General features: G+C 62.5%; 15 protein-coding genes. 14 read left to right on the top strand and 1 reads right to left on the bottom strand.

From position 1 onward, the window contains the following. The first annotated feature begins 6 nt into the window (after positions 1 to 6). Positions 7 to 1,071: a 3-carboxy-cis,cis-muconate cycloisomerase gene (locus ACUXUR_RS24250; RefSeq protein ID WP_445504957.1), complete on the top strand. Its 1,065-nt coding sequence runs from the start codon at positions 7 to 9 to the stop codon at positions 1,069 to 1,071. On the opposite strand, the gene ACUXUR_RS24255 is transcribed toward ACUXUR_RS24250, so the two are convergent. Next, positions 1,068 to 1,235, bottom strand: coding sequence for a hypothetical protein (locus tag ACUXUR_RS24255; protein ID WP_445504912.1), 168 nt, complete (start codon positions 1,233 to 1,235; stop codon positions 1,068 to 1,070). The two genes, ACUXUR_RS24250 and ACUXUR_RS24255, sit on opposite strands and share 4 nt — an antisense overlap. Positions 1,236 to 1,370: 135 nt before the next feature. Between ACUXUR_RS24255 and pobA the strand changes: the two genes are divergently transcribed. From pobA to ACUXUR_RS24320, 13 genes are all read left to right on the top strand, one after another. Next, positions 1,371 to 2,540, top strand: coding sequence for a 4-hydroxybenzoate 3-monooxygenase (gene pobA / locus ACUXUR_RS24260; RefSeq protein ID WP_445504913.1), 1,170 nt, complete (start codon positions 1,371 to 1,373; stop codon positions 2,538 to 2,540). Between the two features lie 69 nt (positions 2,541 to 2,609). Continuing rightward, positions 2,610 to 3,488 carry a hypothetical protein gene (locus tag ACUXUR_RS24265; protein ID WP_445504914.1) on the top strand — a complete coding sequence of 293 codons (879 nt, stop codon included), beginning with the start codon at positions 2,610 to 2,612 and terminating at the stop codon, positions 3,486 to 3,488. Between the two features lie 76 nt (positions 3,489 to 3,564). Further along, the gene (locus ACUXUR_RS24270) at positions 3,565 to 4,815 is read left to right on the top strand and encodes an extracellular solute-binding protein (RefSeq protein WP_445504915.1); all 1,251 of its coding nucleotides are present in this window, start codon (positions 3,565 to 3,567) and stop codon (positions 4,813 to 4,815) included. Between the two features lie 136 nt (positions 4,816 to 4,951). After that, a complete protein-coding gene (locus tag ACUXUR_RS24275; RefSeq protein WP_445504916.1) occupies positions 4,952 to 5,884 on the top strand; it encodes a carbohydrate ABC transporter permease in 933 nt (310 codons plus the stop codon). A 5-nt stretch (positions 5,885 to 5,889) separates the two neighbouring features. Next, entirely contained in the window at positions 5,890 to 6,732 is an 843-nt protein-coding gene (locus ACUXUR_RS24280) for a carbohydrate ABC transporter permease (protein ID WP_445504917.1), read from the top strand. 1 nt (position 6,733) lies between these two features. Continuing rightward, positions 6,734 to 7,414 carry an N-acetylmannosamine-6-phosphate 2-epimerase gene (locus tag ACUXUR_RS24285; RefSeq protein ID WP_445504918.1) on the top strand — a complete coding sequence of 227 codons (681 nt, stop codon included), beginning with the start codon at positions 6,734 to 6,736 and terminating at the stop codon, positions 7,412 to 7,414. Positions 7,415 to 7,425: 11 nt separating this feature from the next. Further along, the gene (locus tag ACUXUR_RS24290) at positions 7,426 to 8,496 is read left to right on the top strand and encodes an ABC transporter ATP-binding protein (protein ID WP_445504919.1); all 1,071 of its coding nucleotides are present in this window, start codon (positions 7,426 to 7,428) and stop codon (positions 8,494 to 8,496) included. A 56-nt stretch (positions 8,497 to 8,552) separates the two neighbouring features. Continuing rightward, positions 8,553 to 9,521 (top strand): protein-methionine-sulfoxide reductase catalytic subunit MsrP, encoded by a 969-nt coding sequence (gene msrP / locus ACUXUR_RS24295; RefSeq protein ID WP_445504920.1) that lies wholly within the window; start codon positions 8,553 to 8,555, stop codon positions 9,519 to 9,521. Next, positions 9,521 to 10,165, top strand: a complete 645-nt coding sequence (gene msrQ, locus ACUXUR_RS24300; RefSeq protein ID WP_445504921.1) for a protein-methionine-sulfoxide reductase heme-binding subunit MsrQ — start codon at positions 9,521 to 9,523, stop codon at positions 10,163 to 10,165. The genes msrP and msrQ overlap by 1 nt, the downstream gene beginning before the upstream one ends. 55 nt (positions 10,166 to 10,220) lie before the next feature. Beyond that, positions 10,221 to 11,021, top strand: coding sequence for a molybdate ABC transporter substrate-binding protein (gene modA / locus ACUXUR_RS24305; protein WP_445504922.1), 801 nt, complete (start codon positions 10,221 to 10,223; stop codon positions 11,019 to 11,021). 26 nt (positions 11,022 to 11,047) lie between these two features. Further along, positions 11,048 to 11,713 carry a molybdate ABC transporter permease subunit gene (gene modB / locus ACUXUR_RS24310; RefSeq protein WP_445504958.1) on the top strand — a complete coding sequence of 222 codons (666 nt, stop codon included), beginning with the start codon at positions 11,048 to 11,050 and terminating at the stop codon, positions 11,711 to 11,713. After that, positions 11,713 to 12,819, top strand: coding sequence for a molybdenum ABC transporter ATP-binding protein (gene modC / locus ACUXUR_RS24315; protein ID WP_445504959.1), 1,107 nt, complete (start codon positions 11,713 to 11,715; stop codon positions 12,817 to 12,819). The genes modB and modC overlap by 1 nt, the downstream gene beginning before the upstream one ends. A gap of 77 nt (positions 12,820 to 12,896) precedes the next feature. After that, positions 12,897 to 14,159 carry an aminopeptidase gene (locus ACUXUR_RS24320; protein WP_445504960.1) on the top strand — a complete coding sequence of 421 codons (1,263 nt, stop codon included), beginning with the start codon at positions 12,897 to 12,899 and terminating at the stop codon, positions 14,157 to 14,159. Positions 14,160 to 14,174: the final 15 nt, after the last annotated feature.

Consider the following 14,174-nt stretch of genomic DNA (forward strand, 5'->3'; position numbering starts at 1 on the left):
TTCGCCATGCAGGCGTTTCCCTTTTCCTTGCTGCAAGCTCTCGTTGGCGATGGGGCCGTGGAGGCACTCTTCTCCAATGAGGCCGAACTCTCGGCGATGCTCGAAATCGAGGCCGCTCTCGCGAGGGCTCAGGCTCAAGTCGGGTTGATCGATGAGGAGGCTGCGCAAAGGATCACGGAAGTCTGTCACGCGTTCCGTCCTGACCGGGCAAAACTGGCGGAGGGACTTGCCCAGGATGGGGTTGTCGTTCCTGAATTCGTCAAGCAGCTCCGGGCGGCTGTCGGAGAGCCTCACGCCAGGTTTGTCCATCTCGGTGCGACCAGCCAGGACATCATCGATACGGCGCTCATCCTTCGCCTGAAAAGCATCATCGAGATTTTCGGAAACCGGATCGCCGAACTGGTCTCAGCCCTCCGCCACCTGCATGCGCGCGATGGCGCGGTGACGCTGATGGCTCATACGCGCATGCAACGGGCGTTGCCTTTTACCGCTGGTGACAAGATCGGCACCTGGCTGCAACCGCTGGAACGACACGCCGACAGTCTCGACAATCTCGCGCCGCGCCTTCTCGTGGTTCAGCTCGGCGGTCCCATCGGAACGCGCGGCGAGATGAAGGATCATGGCGATGCGGTTGCCGATGCCATGGCCGAAATTTTAGGTCTCGGCTATGGACCGCCCTGGCATTCGCAACGCGACCGGATCGGCGAGTTCGCGGCCTTTCTCTCGCTTCTGTCGGGAACTCTCGGCAAGATCGGGCAGGATGTCGCCCTGATGGCGCAGAACGAGATCGGCGAAGTGCGACTCGCCTCCGGCGGCGGGTCTTCTGCCATGCCGCACAAGTCCAATCCGGTGCAGGCGGAACTGCTCGTCGCCTTGGCGCGCTACAATGCGGGCCTGCTCGGTACGCTGCACCAGGCGCTCGTGCACGAGAACGAGCGGTCGGGCGCCGCATGGACCTTGGAATGGCTCGTGCTGCCTCAGATGGTGATGGCAACGGCGGCGGGATTGAACAAGGCGCAGGCGCTGGTGAGCAGCATGAGCTTCTCGCCGTCAGCAAATCCTGAACATTAGGCATCGCCGACGATGACGGTCACCCTGCCGCTTCCTCCGCAATCAGGACAAGGCCTCTGGTTCAGCTGGCCGGAGCCGCTGCAGGTCGGACAGATGTTTTCACCCGTCTGCTTGGTGCCGGGCGCATCTTCATCGCCGGGATTTTTCCTCTCTCCTTCGGCCATCGCATCATCTCCCTATTCCAGTGAACGTCGCAAAGGAGCGGCGGTTCGCTTGATGCGATGGGCAGTCTGAGGGGCAGGGACGAACAAGAACGAACAAGAGGCGCTGCATACGGCGCCATGCAGGAGGAAACGACAATGCGCACCAAGGTTGCGATCATCGGCGCGGGCCCCGCAGGCCTTCTGCTCGGGCAACTCCTGCATAAGGCGGGGATCGAGACGATCATCGTCGAGCGGCGCAGCCAGGACTACGTGCTCGGCCGTATTCGGGCAGGCGTGCTGGAGCAGGGCACCGTCGAGCTTCTGGAGAAGGCGGGCGTCGACGAGCGCATGCATGCCGAGGGCTTGGTGCATGACGGCGTGGAGTTCTGCTTCGATGGCGACAAGCACCGCTTCAACTTCCGCGAACTGATCGGGCGGACGGTCATGGTCTATGGCCAGACGGAAGTGACCCGCGATCTCATGCACGCGCGGGATGCCTCCGGAGAGGTTTCCGTCTACGAGGCCGGTGACGTCACGATCCACGATTTCGACACGAACAAGCCGAAAGTCCGGTTCACCAAGGACGGCGTCGCGCAGGAAATCGCCTGCGACTTCATTGCCGGATGCGACGGCTTTCACGGTGTGTGCCGCGCCAGCGTTCCGGTGGGGGCGCTGACGATCTATGAGCGCGTCTACCCCTTCGGCTGGCTCGGTGTGCTGGTCGATCGCCCGCCCGTGGCGGACGAACTGATCTACGCCCACCACGCGCGGGGCTTCGCCCTCTGCTCCATGCGCTCTTCCATCCGCAGCCGCTACTATGTCCAGGTGGCCTCAGGCGAGAAGGTCGAAGACTGGTCCGATGATCGGTTCTGGGATGAACTGCGTCGGCGCATGGACGAGGAAACGGCGGAAAAACTTGTCACCGGTCCCTCCATCGAGAAGTCCATCGCGCCGTTGCGCAGCTTCGTGGCCGAGCCTCTCCGCTTCGGTCGCCTGTTCCTGGCCGGCGATGCCGCTCATATCGTGCCGCCGACGGGAGCCAAGGGGCTGAACCTTGCCGCCAGCGACGTTGGAGCTCTGGCTGAGGCACTGACCGAGTTCTATCAGGAGCGCTCCTCCGCCGGGATCGACGGCTATTCGGCCCGAGTGCTGGCCCGGGTCTGGAAGGCGGAGCGGTTTTCCTGGTGGATGACCTCGATTCTCCATACCTTCCCAGAGACCGATGCCTTCGGCCGCCGGATGCAGCGGACGGAGTTCGACTACCTTGTCTCCTCAGAGGCCGCCTCCAAGTCCCTGGCCGAGAACTACACCGGATTGCCGATCTAACTCTACGGGGTGTGAACAGCCCTTAAGACCAGTATGGACATGAGGCGACCAATATGAGACCAGTTAAGGGTGACCCTGACTGGCCTTAAACCTCTTTTCCGGTCGCTGTACCGGCAATCCTTAAGCGGCTCCCGTATCAATGAGGACGGGTTGGGCCTGCATGGCCATTTGGCCTGGATCATCGACGGCGCCACGGGTCTCTCGACGGAACAGCTGACGAGCGGCGGCAGCGATGCCGCTTGGCTCGCGGGCGTTATCGGAGAAACCCTTGAAAGGCTGGCGGACGAGAATTGCCCGGCGGCCGAGTCCCTGAGGCGGCTTGAATCCGAGGTTCGGCGCAGGTTCGAGGCCGTCACAGCCCATCTTCCCGGTCACCATGTTCATCATACCCCTTCGGCATGCCTCGGCCTGATTCAGGCTCGCGAGGCCGAAGCTGGGAATCTGATGGTCGAGGGCTTCTTCCTTGGGGATGTAGTGGCTCTCGTGCAGACGGAGCAGGGCATCGTGCGCTGGACGGACGAGCGGGCGAAGCCGTTTGAGAGGAAGACGCTCGCCGCCCTGGAGGCCGGAGGCCACGGGCCGGGCCGGATGCCGGAGGCGGTGAGGCGCCAGATCCTGGAGAACCGCACCAAGCTCAATCAGCCGGAGGGCTATTGGGTCGTGAGCCCATCCTTGCCCTGGGCTGGGCGTGAGCTGCGGTTCGAGGCGCAGATACAGGCAGGCGCGGTGATCGTGCTCGCGACCGACGGCTTCATGCGCCTCGTGGATGTCTTTTCTGCTTACACGGATCACTCCCTTCACGCCGCTCTGGCCGGGGGCAGGGGAGAGGAGTTGATTGAGGAATTGCGAGCGTTGGAGCGCGGCGATCCCCGGTCGGGGGATTTTCCGCGTGTGAAGATACATGATGATGCGACAGTGCTCGTGATCGCAGCCGAGACAAGCGGCTAGAGAGAATTCCGAGGGGCAATCAACACGATACCTCTCGGTGGGAGGACCAAGGACTTCAACAATGAGGGAACCGACAATGAAACTGACCCGACGCATTCTGATGGGCGCTGCCGCCGGCAGCTTCCTGCTCTCAGGCACCGCCGCCATGGCGCAGCAGACCGAGCTGACCTTCTGGAGCTGGCGCCAGGAGGACAAGGCCTTCTACCAGGACGCCATCAAGAAGTTCCAGGCGAAGGAGCCGAACATCTCGATCAAGTTCGAGACCTATGCGCCCGAGAACTACCAGACCATTCTCTCCACGGCGCTCGCCGCCGGCCGCGGGCCGGACGTGATCCAGGTTCGCGCCTACGGCAACCTGGAGACGATTGCGACCCCTGGCTACCTGCTCGCGCTGGACAAGCAGAGCGTGCCGGAGCTGGCGAACTTCCCCGATGCGGCGCTCGCCGCCGAGACGCTGCGCGCCGACGGCAAGGTCTATGCCGTGCCCTTCGCCATGCAGGCCCAGCTCGTGGTCTACAACAAGAAGATCTTCAAGGATAACGGCGTGAACCCGCCGAAGACCTGGGACGAGCTGATGACGCTCGCTCAGACCCTGAAGTCCAAGAACATCACGCCGTTCGCCAACGGCACGGCCACCGCCTGGCAGAACGAGACCATCGTCGGCGGTCTTTTGTCCTCCATGCTCGGCAAGCAGTTCGAGGAAGACATCGTCTCCGGCAAGGCGAACTTCACCGACCCGCGTTTCGTCAACGCGCTCGCCAAGCTGAAGGACATCAGCCAGTACTTCTCGCCGAATTTCTCCGGCGTCGATTATCCGTCCTCGCAGCAGCTTTTCGTGGCGGGCCGCGCGGCCATGTTCGCGGGCGGTTCCTATGAGGTCGCCAACTTCAAGAACCAGAACCCCACGCTCGATCTCGGCGTGTTCCCGTCCCCTGTCCTGAAGGCGGGCGACCAGGCACTCATCGCGACCTATTACGATGGCGGCTATGCGGTGAATGCGAAGAGCGAGAAGAAGGAGGCGGCGCTCAAATTCGTCCGCTACCTCGCGACGCCGGAATACGGCACGGCCTTCACCAATGCCCTGAAGAACCTGTCGCCGATCAAGGGTATCAAGATCGAGGACCCGATCACGCAGGAGGTGGCGAAGCTCGCCGAGAACTCCATGTCCTACCTGATGCTCGTGCGCTTCCGCTACCAGGAGCCGAGCGGCTCGGTGCTGCTGCAGTCCAACGTGCAGAAGATGCTCGCCGGTCAGCAGACGCCTGAGCAGGCCGCTGCCGAGATCAACAAGGGCATCGCGACCTACTACAAGCCGTTCCAGAAGTAAGCTCAACCCTCGTCATCCCCGGGCTTGTCCCGGGGATCCACGTCTTTGACTCGTAGAGGCTCCCAAGACGTGGATGGCCGGGTCAAGCCCGGCCATGACGGCGGGGTGTTTCTCAAAGATCTTCCAAGGTCAATCTATGCCCGTCTCGCCCAAACAGGCCCGCACATTGAAGCATCGCAGCTGGGTGGCGTTTCTCGTCGTCCCGCCGGTCGTGTTCATGTCGCTGTTCGTGGTCTATCCGATCCTCTCGGCCTTCGCATACGCCTTCTATGAGTGGCGCGGGCTGGCGCGCGGCGAGTTCGTGGGGCTGGCCAATTTCGGGGAAGTGCTCTTCGGTGCCACCATGGCGCCGACCGTGTGGAATGCCTTCCTGCACAACGTCTATGCGCTCGTGGCGCTCATGATCATCCAGAACGGCGGCGGCTTCTTCCTCGCCTGGCTGCTCTACAAGGAGCCCTTCGGCTTCCGCTTCCACCGGGTGGCGGTGTTCGTGCCGGTGGTTCTGTCGACGATCATCGTGGGCTTCCTCTGGAAGCTCTTCCTCAACCCGAATTTCGGCATCATCAATCAGGCGTTCTATTCGGTCGGTCTCGATTCATGGGCAAAGCCCTGGCTTGGCGATTCCTCGACCGCGCTCGGCGCTCTCATCCTCGCCAATGCCTGGCACTTCGTCGGCTTCCCAGCGCTCGTCTACCTTGCCGGCATGCAGCGCATCCCCTCTGAGATCATCGAGGCGGCGCGGCTTGACGGCACCAGCGAGTGGCAGCTCCTGAAGAATATCGTGTGGCCGCTGGTGGCGCCCAGCACCACCATTCTCTTCACGCTGCTCTTTATCGGTGCATTCAACTGGTTCGAGATTCCTTATGTGATGGTGGGCCTCGACGGCTCGCCTTTCGGCACGACCGACGTGCTCGGCCTCGTCTTCTACCGCACCGCCTTCGGAAACCAGAGCGCCAGCATCCAGAACTTCGGTCTGGGCTCGGCGCTCGCCACCCTCATCTTCCTCTTCATCGTCGTCTTCGCGTCCATGCTGACCTTGTGGCTGCGCCGTCGGGAGATCCAGTTTTGATCGCCATGACCAAGTCTCCCTCGTCGCGGGAGCCCATCTCCTTCGCCTTCCTGGCGCAGGTGATCCTGATCGCGAACTCGTTCATCATGCTCTATCCGGTCGTGGTGATGGTACTCTCCGCCTTCAAGACGACGGGCGAGATCTTCGAGCATCCCTTCGCGCTGCCCGATTTCACGCAGGTCGGGAACTTCGCCAAGGTGCTCGGCGAAACCTCGATGCCGACCTATTTCGTCAACTCGATCATCGTCACCGGCATCTCGATCCTGCTGATCCTCGTGCTCGGCACCATGGCGGGCTATGCGGTGGCGCGGTACGAATCGCGCACCAACACCTTCATCCTGCTCTTCTTCCTGGCAGGATTGATGCTGCCGTTGAAGCTCGCGGTGATTCCGCTCTTCATCCTGCTGCGCGATCTCAACCTTCTCGACAGCCGCTGGAGCCTGATCGTCACCTACACGGCCATCGGCCTGCCCTCCGCCGTCTTCATCATGGCGGGCTTCCTGCGCTCTCTTCCGGCAGAGCTTGAGGATGCGGCTCGCATCGACGGCGCGTCGGAGCCGCGCATCATGTGGTCCGTCATGCTGCCGCTGGCGCGTCCGCCCATGGCGATCGCCGCCATTCAGAATGCGGTGCCGATCTGGAACGACTTCTTCTTCCCGCTCGTGTTCATCCAGACCGACGCGTACAAAACACTGCCGCAGGGCCTCACCACTTTCATGGGGGAGTACACCACCGATTGGGGCATGCTGTTCGCGGGCCTCACCATCGCGGCGGCGCCGATCACGCTTCTCTACATCGCCCTGTCGCGTCAGTTCATCCAGGGCATGACAGCCGGTGCGGTGAAATAGCATGCTGATCCCGAAGGGCACCCTCGTCGTTTCATGCCAGGCCCGTGCGGACAATCCGCTGCACGGACCCGTCCATATGTCCGCCATGGCCCGCGCGGCGCAAGCCGGCGGCGCGCAGGGCATTCGTGCCAATGGCGTGGAGGATGTCGCGGCGATCCGTGCCGTGACCGCTCTCCCGATCATCGGCATCGCGAAGGTGTGGGACGACCGCTTCCCGGTCTACATCACACCCGGTTTCGAGGATGCCGCACTCATTGCAAAGGCTGGTGCCGACATCATCGGCATCGATGCGACCCCACGTCCTCGCGACGGCGAGCCGGTGGAGCGCCTGATCGCTCGCATCCGCAATGAACTGGCAGAAGAGGTCTTCGCCGATATCGCCACGCTGGACGAAGGCAGGGCAGCCTACGCTTACGGCGCAACCTATGTGGCGACGACGCTCTCCGGCTACACGGAAGAGACCGCGGCGCTCAAAGGGGAGGGGCCGGATCTGGATCTGCTGGAAGCGCTCGTTGCCGCAATCCCGGTGCCGATCGTCGCCGAAGGCCGCTTCGACACGCCCGAGCTTGTGGCGGAAGCCTTCAAGCGCGGCGCCCATGCGGTGGTCGTGGGAACGGCCATCACCAATCCGCGCGAAATCACCAAGAAATTCGTCCGAGCCACGCAAGCCTGGACTGCCTGAGGGAGAACAGAATGGCCAATGTATCGATCCAGGACGTCCGAAAGTCCTTCGGCACCGTCTCGATCATCAAGGGTGTCGACGTCGACATCCAGGATGGCGAATTCGTCATTCTCGTCGGGCCCTCGGGCTGCGGAAAGTCGACGTTGCTGCGCATGATTGCGGGACTGGAGGATATCACCAGCGGCGATATCCGCATCGGTCCTCGGGTCGTCAACGACGTACCGCCGAAAGATCGTGATATTGCGATGGTGTTCCAGTCCTATGCGCTTTATCCGCATATGACGGTTGCGGAGAACATGGCCTTCTCGCTCAAGCTCAAGGGCGTGCCGCAGACGGAACAGAAGAAGCGTGTGGCGGAGGCCGCAAACTCGCTCGGCCTCACGCCTCTGCTCGACCGGTATCCGCGCCAGCTTTCAGGTGGGCAGCGGCAGCGCGTCGCCATGGGCCGCGCCATCGTGCGCGATCCGCAGGTCTTCCTCTTCGACGAGCCGCTCTCCAACCTCGATGCCAAGCTGCGCGTGCAGATGCGCGCCGAAATCAAGGAGCTGCACCAGCGGCTGAAGACCACCACGATCTATGTCACGCACGACCAGATCGAGGCCATGACCATGGCCGACAAGATCGTCGTGATGCACGATGGCGTGGTGGAGCAGATAGGCGCACCGCTGGAGCTCTATGACCGTCCGGCCAACCGCTTCGTGGCAGGCTTCATCGGCTCTCCGGCGATGAACTTCGTCGATGGGCGCTACGGTCCGGACGGGTTTATCCTTCCAAGCGGCGCCGTATTGCCGTTGGAGGTCAAGCTCCCTGTCGGCCTGGGATCTGAGATCACCTATGGCATCCGGCCCGAGCATCTCCAGATCGCGCCGGCTGGAACCCCGAATTCCATCCCAGCCACCGTTTCCGTGGTGGAGCCGACAGGGTCCGACACCACGCTGCTCGTGAAGGCGGAGGGGGGCAGTCTCACGGTCGTGCTGCGGGAGCGCTGCACCCTGAAGCCCGGCGAGACCGTGGCGCTCAAGCCTCTAGCCCGTCAGGCGCATCTCTTTGACGAAAAAGGCAAGAGAATCGCCACAGCGTGAAGCTCCACACGGAAACGTGAAGGCACCGGTAACGTTCTCGGGTGTACCCCTATCATATGGGTTTTAAACGAGGTTCCGCCGTGTTGATCCGTCGTTCTTCCGATATCCTTTCCTCCGAGATCACGCCCCGGGAGGTCTATCTCAACCGGCGGCAATGGATGGCCGGTGCTGCCGGGCTTGCCTTGGCGGCTGCCCTAACGGAAGGCCTGGAGGCTGCGCCGTTGTCGGCCTCCAAGAGTCCTTTCTCCACGGATGAGAAGCGCACGAGTCTTGAGGACGTAACGAGCTACAACAACTTCTACGAGTTTGGCGTCGACAAGAGCGACCCGGCCAAGAATGCGGGAAAGCTCAAGACCTCCCCCTGGACGGTCAAAATCGACGGACTGGTGTCAAAGCCCCAGGAGATCGGCATCGAGGACCTCATCAAGTCGGTGACCCTCGAGGAGCGCGTCTACCGCATGCGCTGCGTCGAGGGTTGGTCCATGGTGATCCCATGGGTCGGGTTCCCGCTGGCGGATCTCATCAAGCGCGTGGAGCCGCTCGGCGGCGCGAAGTACGTCGCGTTCGAGACGGTCAGTCGTCCCGATGAGATGTCAGGCCTTCGCTCCATCTTCCCCGTGCTCGACTGGCCCTATCGGGAGGGCCTGCGGCTGGACGAGGCCATGCACCCGCTCACGATCCTGGCGGTCGGCCTCTACGGCGAGACGCTGCCGAACCAGAACGGCGCGCCGATCCGCCTTGTGGTGCCGTGGAAATACGGTTTCAAGGGCATCAAGTCGATCACACGCATCAGCTTCGTGGAGAAGCAGCCGCAGACCGCCTGGAACAAGCAGGCCCCCAACGAATACGGCTTCTATGCCAACGTGAATCCGAATGTGGACCATCCGCGCTGGAGCCAGGCGACCGAGCGGCGGATCGGGGAGGGCGGGCTGTTCACGAAGAGGCGCCCCACACTCATGTTCAACGGCTATGCCGAGCAGGTGGCAAGCCTTTATAACGGCATGGACCTGCGGAAATATTATTGATGGCGGGTCGAGCTTCCGTGCAGGGTGCCAAGAAGGGCTTCGCGCTGCCTCAGGTGCCGAGGATTCTTGTCTACATCGTCGGCTTCGTTCCAGCCGTGTTGCTCTTCTATGCGGGCATCACCGATCAGCTCGGCGCCGACCCAATGCGCTATCTGGAGCAGGCGCTGGGTCTCTGGGCATTTCGCTTTCTCATCGCGACGCTGACGGTCACGCCTTTGCGCCAGCTCTTTTCCATCAATCTTCTGCGCTATCGCCGCGCTCTCGGGCTTCTCACCTTCTATTATGCGCTCCTGCACCTCATCACCTATACGGTGCTCGATCAGGGATTGGATTTTGCGGCGATCTGGGCCGATATCGTGAAGCGGCCCTACATCACCATCGGCATGGCGACCTTCGTCATTCTCCTGCCGCTGGCGCTCACCTCCAACAATGCCGCTATCCGGCGCATGGGCGGGCAGGCCTGGGCGCGGCTGCACCGCCTCGTCTATCTCGCGGTCATTGGTGCGGCCTTGCACTTCATCCTCGTCGTCAAGTCCTGGCCGCCGGAGCCCCTGGTCTACGCGGCCATCGTGGTCGTTCTGCTCGGCTATCGCCTCGTCCGCTCCCTCGGGAGGAGGGCTCAGCCAAGGCATCGTCCTGCTTGAAGCAGAAGCCCGGTTCGCTAGGATGCCGGGACCGAGACGACTTGAGGAGCAGGCTATGCAGACGGTACGAACCGGACGGGGCGCGTTCAAAGCGCTGGTCTTCGGGCTTGCTCTCGCCTGTTTCACTGTCCCCGCGCAGGCCAAGGACATCGTGGTCTTTGCCGCCGCGAGCCTCAAGAACGCTCTCGATGATGCGGCTGCAGCCTGGAAGCGAGAGACTGGCAAGACAGCAGTGATCTCCTATGCCGCAAGCAATGCGCTCGCCAAGCAGGTCGAAGCGGGAGCGCCTGCGGATCTCTTTTTCTCCGCCGATCTCGACTGGATGGATTATGCGGCCTCGAAGAGCCTGATCGTCCCTGAGACACGCACGAACCTGCTCGGCAACAGCCTCGTGCTCATCGCACCGAAAGACGCGAGCGTGCAGGTTTCTCTCCAGCCCGGTTTCGATCTCGCGTCTGCGCTCGGCGATGGTCGCCTCGCGATGGGACAGGTAGAGGCTGTTCCCGCCGGCAAGTACGGCAAGGCAGCCCTTGAAAAGATCGGTGCCTGGGATGGCGTGAAGAGCAGGATTGCGCAGACGGAGAACGTGCGCGCCGCGCTTCTTCTCGTCTCACGCGGCGAGGCGCCTCTCGGCATCGTCTACAAGACCGACGCCGTGTCCGATGTAAACGTGAAGATCGTCGCGACTTTTCCCGAGAGCACGCACCCGCCCATCGTTTATCCCGTGGCGCTGACGAAGGATTCCGCCAATCCGGATGCAGCACCCTTCCTGAACTTTCTGCGTTCCTCACAGGCCAAGCCCTTCTTCGAAAGGCAGGGTTTCAGCGTCATGGCAGTTCCAGGTTCAGGCTCGTGACGGATTGGCTTTCTCCTGAAGAATGGATGGCGGTCCGCCTGAGCCTCAAGGTCGCGCTCGTCGCGATGACGGCAAGTCTTCTTCCGGGCATTGCCGTTGCCTATGCGTTGGAGCGCGGGCGCTTCTGGGGACGGCAGGTGCTCGATGTTTTTGTTCATTTGCCGCTGGTTCTTCCGCCCGTGGTCGTCGGCTATGCCCTTCTCCTCGGCTTCGGGCGGCGGGGACCGATCGGCTCTTTTCTCGCTGAACAATTCGGCATCGTGCTGTCCTTCCGCTGGACGGGCGCGGCGCTCGCCTGCGCCATCATGGGCTTTCCCTTGCTCGTGCGCGCCATTCGTCTGTCGCTTGAGACGGTGGATCGCAAGCTCGAAGACGCTGCAGGCACGTTGGGTGCGCATCCTGCCTGGGTGTTTCTTTTCGTCACTCTGCCGCTGATCCTGCCCGGCATCATCGCCGGCATGGTTCTGTCCTTCGCGAAGGCGATGGGGGAGTTCGGCGCCACCATCACGTTCGTGTCCAACATCCCGGGCGAGACGCAGACCATTCCATCCGCCATCTACGCCTTCACGCAGGTTCCCGGAGGCGAGGGCGGTGCCTTGCGTTTGACGCTCGTATCCGTCGCCATCTCCGTTGCAGCGCTCTGGACCTCCGAATGGATGGCGCGCCGTGTCCGGCGGAGGTTTCTCGCTTGATGATCATCGATGTCGATCTTCATCATGAGCAGGGCAGTTTCCAGCTCGATGCGCGTTTCCAATCGGAGGGGAGGCTGACGGCTCTGTTCGGCCCCTCCGGTTCCGGCAAGACGACGCTCGTCAACATCATCGGCGGCCTTGTTCACCCAAGCGCAGGACGCGTTTGCGTGAAAGGGCGTGTTCTCGTCGATACGCAGCAGGGCATCTTCGTGCCGAGGCACAGGCGGAGGATCGGATACGTCTTTCAGGAAGCGCGCCTTTTCCCGCATTTGAACGTGCGCCAAAATCTTCTGTTCGGTCGCTGGTTCACGCCACGGCGCGAGCAGATTGCCGATTTTAGTGCGATCGTGGAGTTGCTCGGCATCGGACGTCTGCTGAACCGCTGGCCTTCGACCTTGTCGGGTGGCGAGAGGCAGCGCGTCGCCATCGGCCGTGCGCTTCTTTCCGATCCGCATTTGCTGTTGCTGGACGAGCCCTTGGCCTCGCTCGATGAGGAGAGAAAGGCCGAGATCTATCCCTATATCGAGCGGCTGCGGGACGAAGGAAATGTGCCGATGGTTCTCGTGAGCCATTCCGTTCCGGAGATCGCACGGCTTGCCACCTCCATCGTGGTTCTGAACAACGGGCAGGTTACGGCCTATGGGCCTGCCTCCGATATCCTGAAACACGCGAAGCTCTTTCCTCGCACGGGGCCTGCTGAAACGGGTGCCTTGGTCGAAGCCCGCGTGCTCCGACACGAGGAGGCTTATGGACTGACCGTTCTGCAGGCTGCCGCCGGGACGCTCACCGTCTCCCGTCTTGACCTTCCCGTCGGTGCGTCCGTGCGCGCACGCCTTCGCGCCAGAGACATTATTCTTTCCCTCAATCCGCCTGAGAACCTCAGTGCTCTCAATGTCCTGCCCGGAATCATTTCGGCGATTGAGGAGTCGTTTGGCGCCAGCGTCGATGTGACCCTCGATTGCGGTGGCGACAGCCTTGTCGCAAGCGTGACCCGTAAATCCGTGGAGCGGCTCGGCCTTAAGGTGGGCTTGCCAGTCCACGCCCTCATCAAGAGCATCGCTTTTGACCGGGAGGCCCTTGGCTCGGCGGGACCTGAGAATATGTGAGTTGCAGCCAAGGAGGTTGCGCCTGCCCTTCAGGCGTGTAGCCTTCGCTCAATCTTTGCCTTTCGAGAGATGATATGATGAACGAGCAATTTCGCAGCCCGACCGACACTGAGACCCATACCAGGCTCCTCGACCGTCTTGCCGAGGTCGCCGTGAGGGTGGGACTTGGGCTGAAGCCCGGTCAGGAGGTCATCATGACGGCCCCGCTCGAGGCGGTGCCCCTGGTGCATCGCATCACGGAGCACGCCTACAAGGCGGGTGCCTCGCTCGTGACCACGATCTTCTCCGATGAGGAAGCGACTCTCATGCGCTTCCGCCATGGCCGCGACGAGAGCTTCGATGCGGCCTCCGCCTGGCTCTATGAGGGCATGGCGGCCGCCTACAAGAACGGTGCGGCGCGGCTTGCCGTCGTCGGCGAGGATCCATCGCTGCTTGCGAAGGAGGATCCGGAAAAGGTCTCCCGCGCCAACCGCGCCCGCTCCAAGGCCTATATGCCGGCCCTCAACCTGATCGCAGGCTTCGATACCAACTGGACCATCGTGTCCGCCGCAACGCCGTCCTGGGCGAAGACCGTGTTCCCGGACGATCCGGAGGATGTTGCGGTCGCCAAGCTCTGGAGCGCGATCTTCTCCGCCTCGCGCGTCGACACGCCGGATCCGATTGCGGCCTGGGAGAAGCATAATGCAAGCCTCCAGGCACGCACGCGCATGCTGAACGAGAAGAACTATGCCGCGCTGCATTTTCGCGGCCCCGGCACGGATCTGCGCGTCGGCCTGGCTGACGGGCACGAGTGGAACGGCGGCTCGGCCAGGGCGAAGAACGGCATCGTCTGCAATGCCAACATCCCGACCGAAGAGGTCTTCACCACGCCGCACAAGGACCGGGTGGACGGATATGTCACCAGCACGAAGCCGCTTTCCTACAACGGCACGCTGATCCAGGACATCCAGGTGAATTTCGAGGGCGGTCGCATCGTGGAAGCTCAGGCCCGCACCGGCGAAGCCGTGCTGAAAAAGGTGCTGGACACGGATGAGGGCGCGCGCCGTCTCGGCGAGGTCGCGCTCGTGCCGTTCTCGTCCCCGATCTCGCAGAGCGGCCTTCTCTTCTTCAACACGCTGTTCGACGAGAACGCCTCGAGCCATATCGCGTTGGGCCAGGCCTACAGCAAGTGCATCCGCGAGGGCGGCAGCATGAGCGAGGAGGAACTGGCCTCGCGCGGCGCCAACAAGAGCCTCATCCATATCGACTGGATGATCGGCTCGGACCAGGTGGATGTGGACGGCATCACCCAGGACGGCATGGCCGAACCGCTGATGCGCGGCGGCGAGTGGGTCGCCTGATTAGAAGACAAATTC

It is taken from the genome of Microvirga medicaginis (assembly GCF_052658925.1).

Excerpts from the sequence above, each read along its gene's own strand:
- ACUXUR_RS24250 (WP_445504957.1), top strand. The coding sequence starts at position 7 with ATGCAGGCGTTTCCCTTTTCCTTGCTGCAAGCTCTCGTTGGCGATGGG.
- ACUXUR_RS24255 (WP_445504912.1), bottom strand. The coding sequence starts at position 1,235 with ATGGCCGAAGGAGAGAGGAAAAATCCCGGCGATGAAGATGCGCCCGGC.
- pobA (WP_445504913.1), top strand. The coding sequence starts at position 1,371 with ATGCGCACCAAGGTTGCGATCATCGGCGCGGGCCCCGCAGGCCTTCTG.
- ACUXUR_RS24270 (WP_445504915.1), top strand. The coding sequence starts at position 3,565 with ATGAAACTGACCCGACGCATTCTGATGGGCGCTGCCGCCGGCAGCTTC.
- ACUXUR_RS24275 (WP_445504916.1), top strand. The coding sequence starts at position 4,952 with ATGCCCGTCTCGCCCAAACAGGCCCGCACATTGAAGCATCGCAGCTGG.
- ACUXUR_RS24280 (WP_445504917.1), top strand. The coding sequence starts at position 5,890 with ATGACCAAGTCTCCCTCGTCGCGGGAGCCCATCTCCTTCGCCTTCCTG.
- ACUXUR_RS24285 (WP_445504918.1), top strand. The coding sequence starts at position 6,734 with ATGCTGATCCCGAAGGGCACCCTCGTCGTTTCATGCCAGGCCCGTGCG.
- ACUXUR_RS24290 (WP_445504919.1), top strand. The coding sequence starts at position 7,426 with ATGGCCAATGTATCGATCCAGGACGTCCGAAAGTCCTTCGGCACCGTC.
- msrP (WP_445504920.1), top strand. The coding sequence starts at position 8,553 with ATGGGTTTTAAACGAGGTTCCGCCGTGTTGATCCGTCGTTCTTCCGAT.
- msrQ (WP_445504921.1), top strand. The coding sequence starts at position 9,521 with ATGGCGGGTCGAGCTTCCGTGCAGGGTGCCAAGAAGGGCTTCGCGCTG.
- modA (WP_445504922.1), top strand. The coding sequence starts at position 10,221 with ATGCAGACGGTACGAACCGGACGGGGCGCGTTCAAAGCGCTGGTCTTC.
- modB (WP_445504958.1), top strand. The coding sequence starts at position 11,048 with ATGGCGGTCCGCCTGAGCCTCAAGGTCGCGCTCGTCGCGATGACGGCA.
- modC (WP_445504959.1), top strand. The coding sequence starts at position 11,713 with ATGATCATCGATGTCGATCTTCATCATGAGCAGGGCAGTTTCCAGCTC.
- ACUXUR_RS24320 (WP_445504960.1), top strand. The coding sequence starts at position 12,897 with ATGAACGAGCAATTTCGCAGCCCGACCGACACTGAGACCCATACCAGG.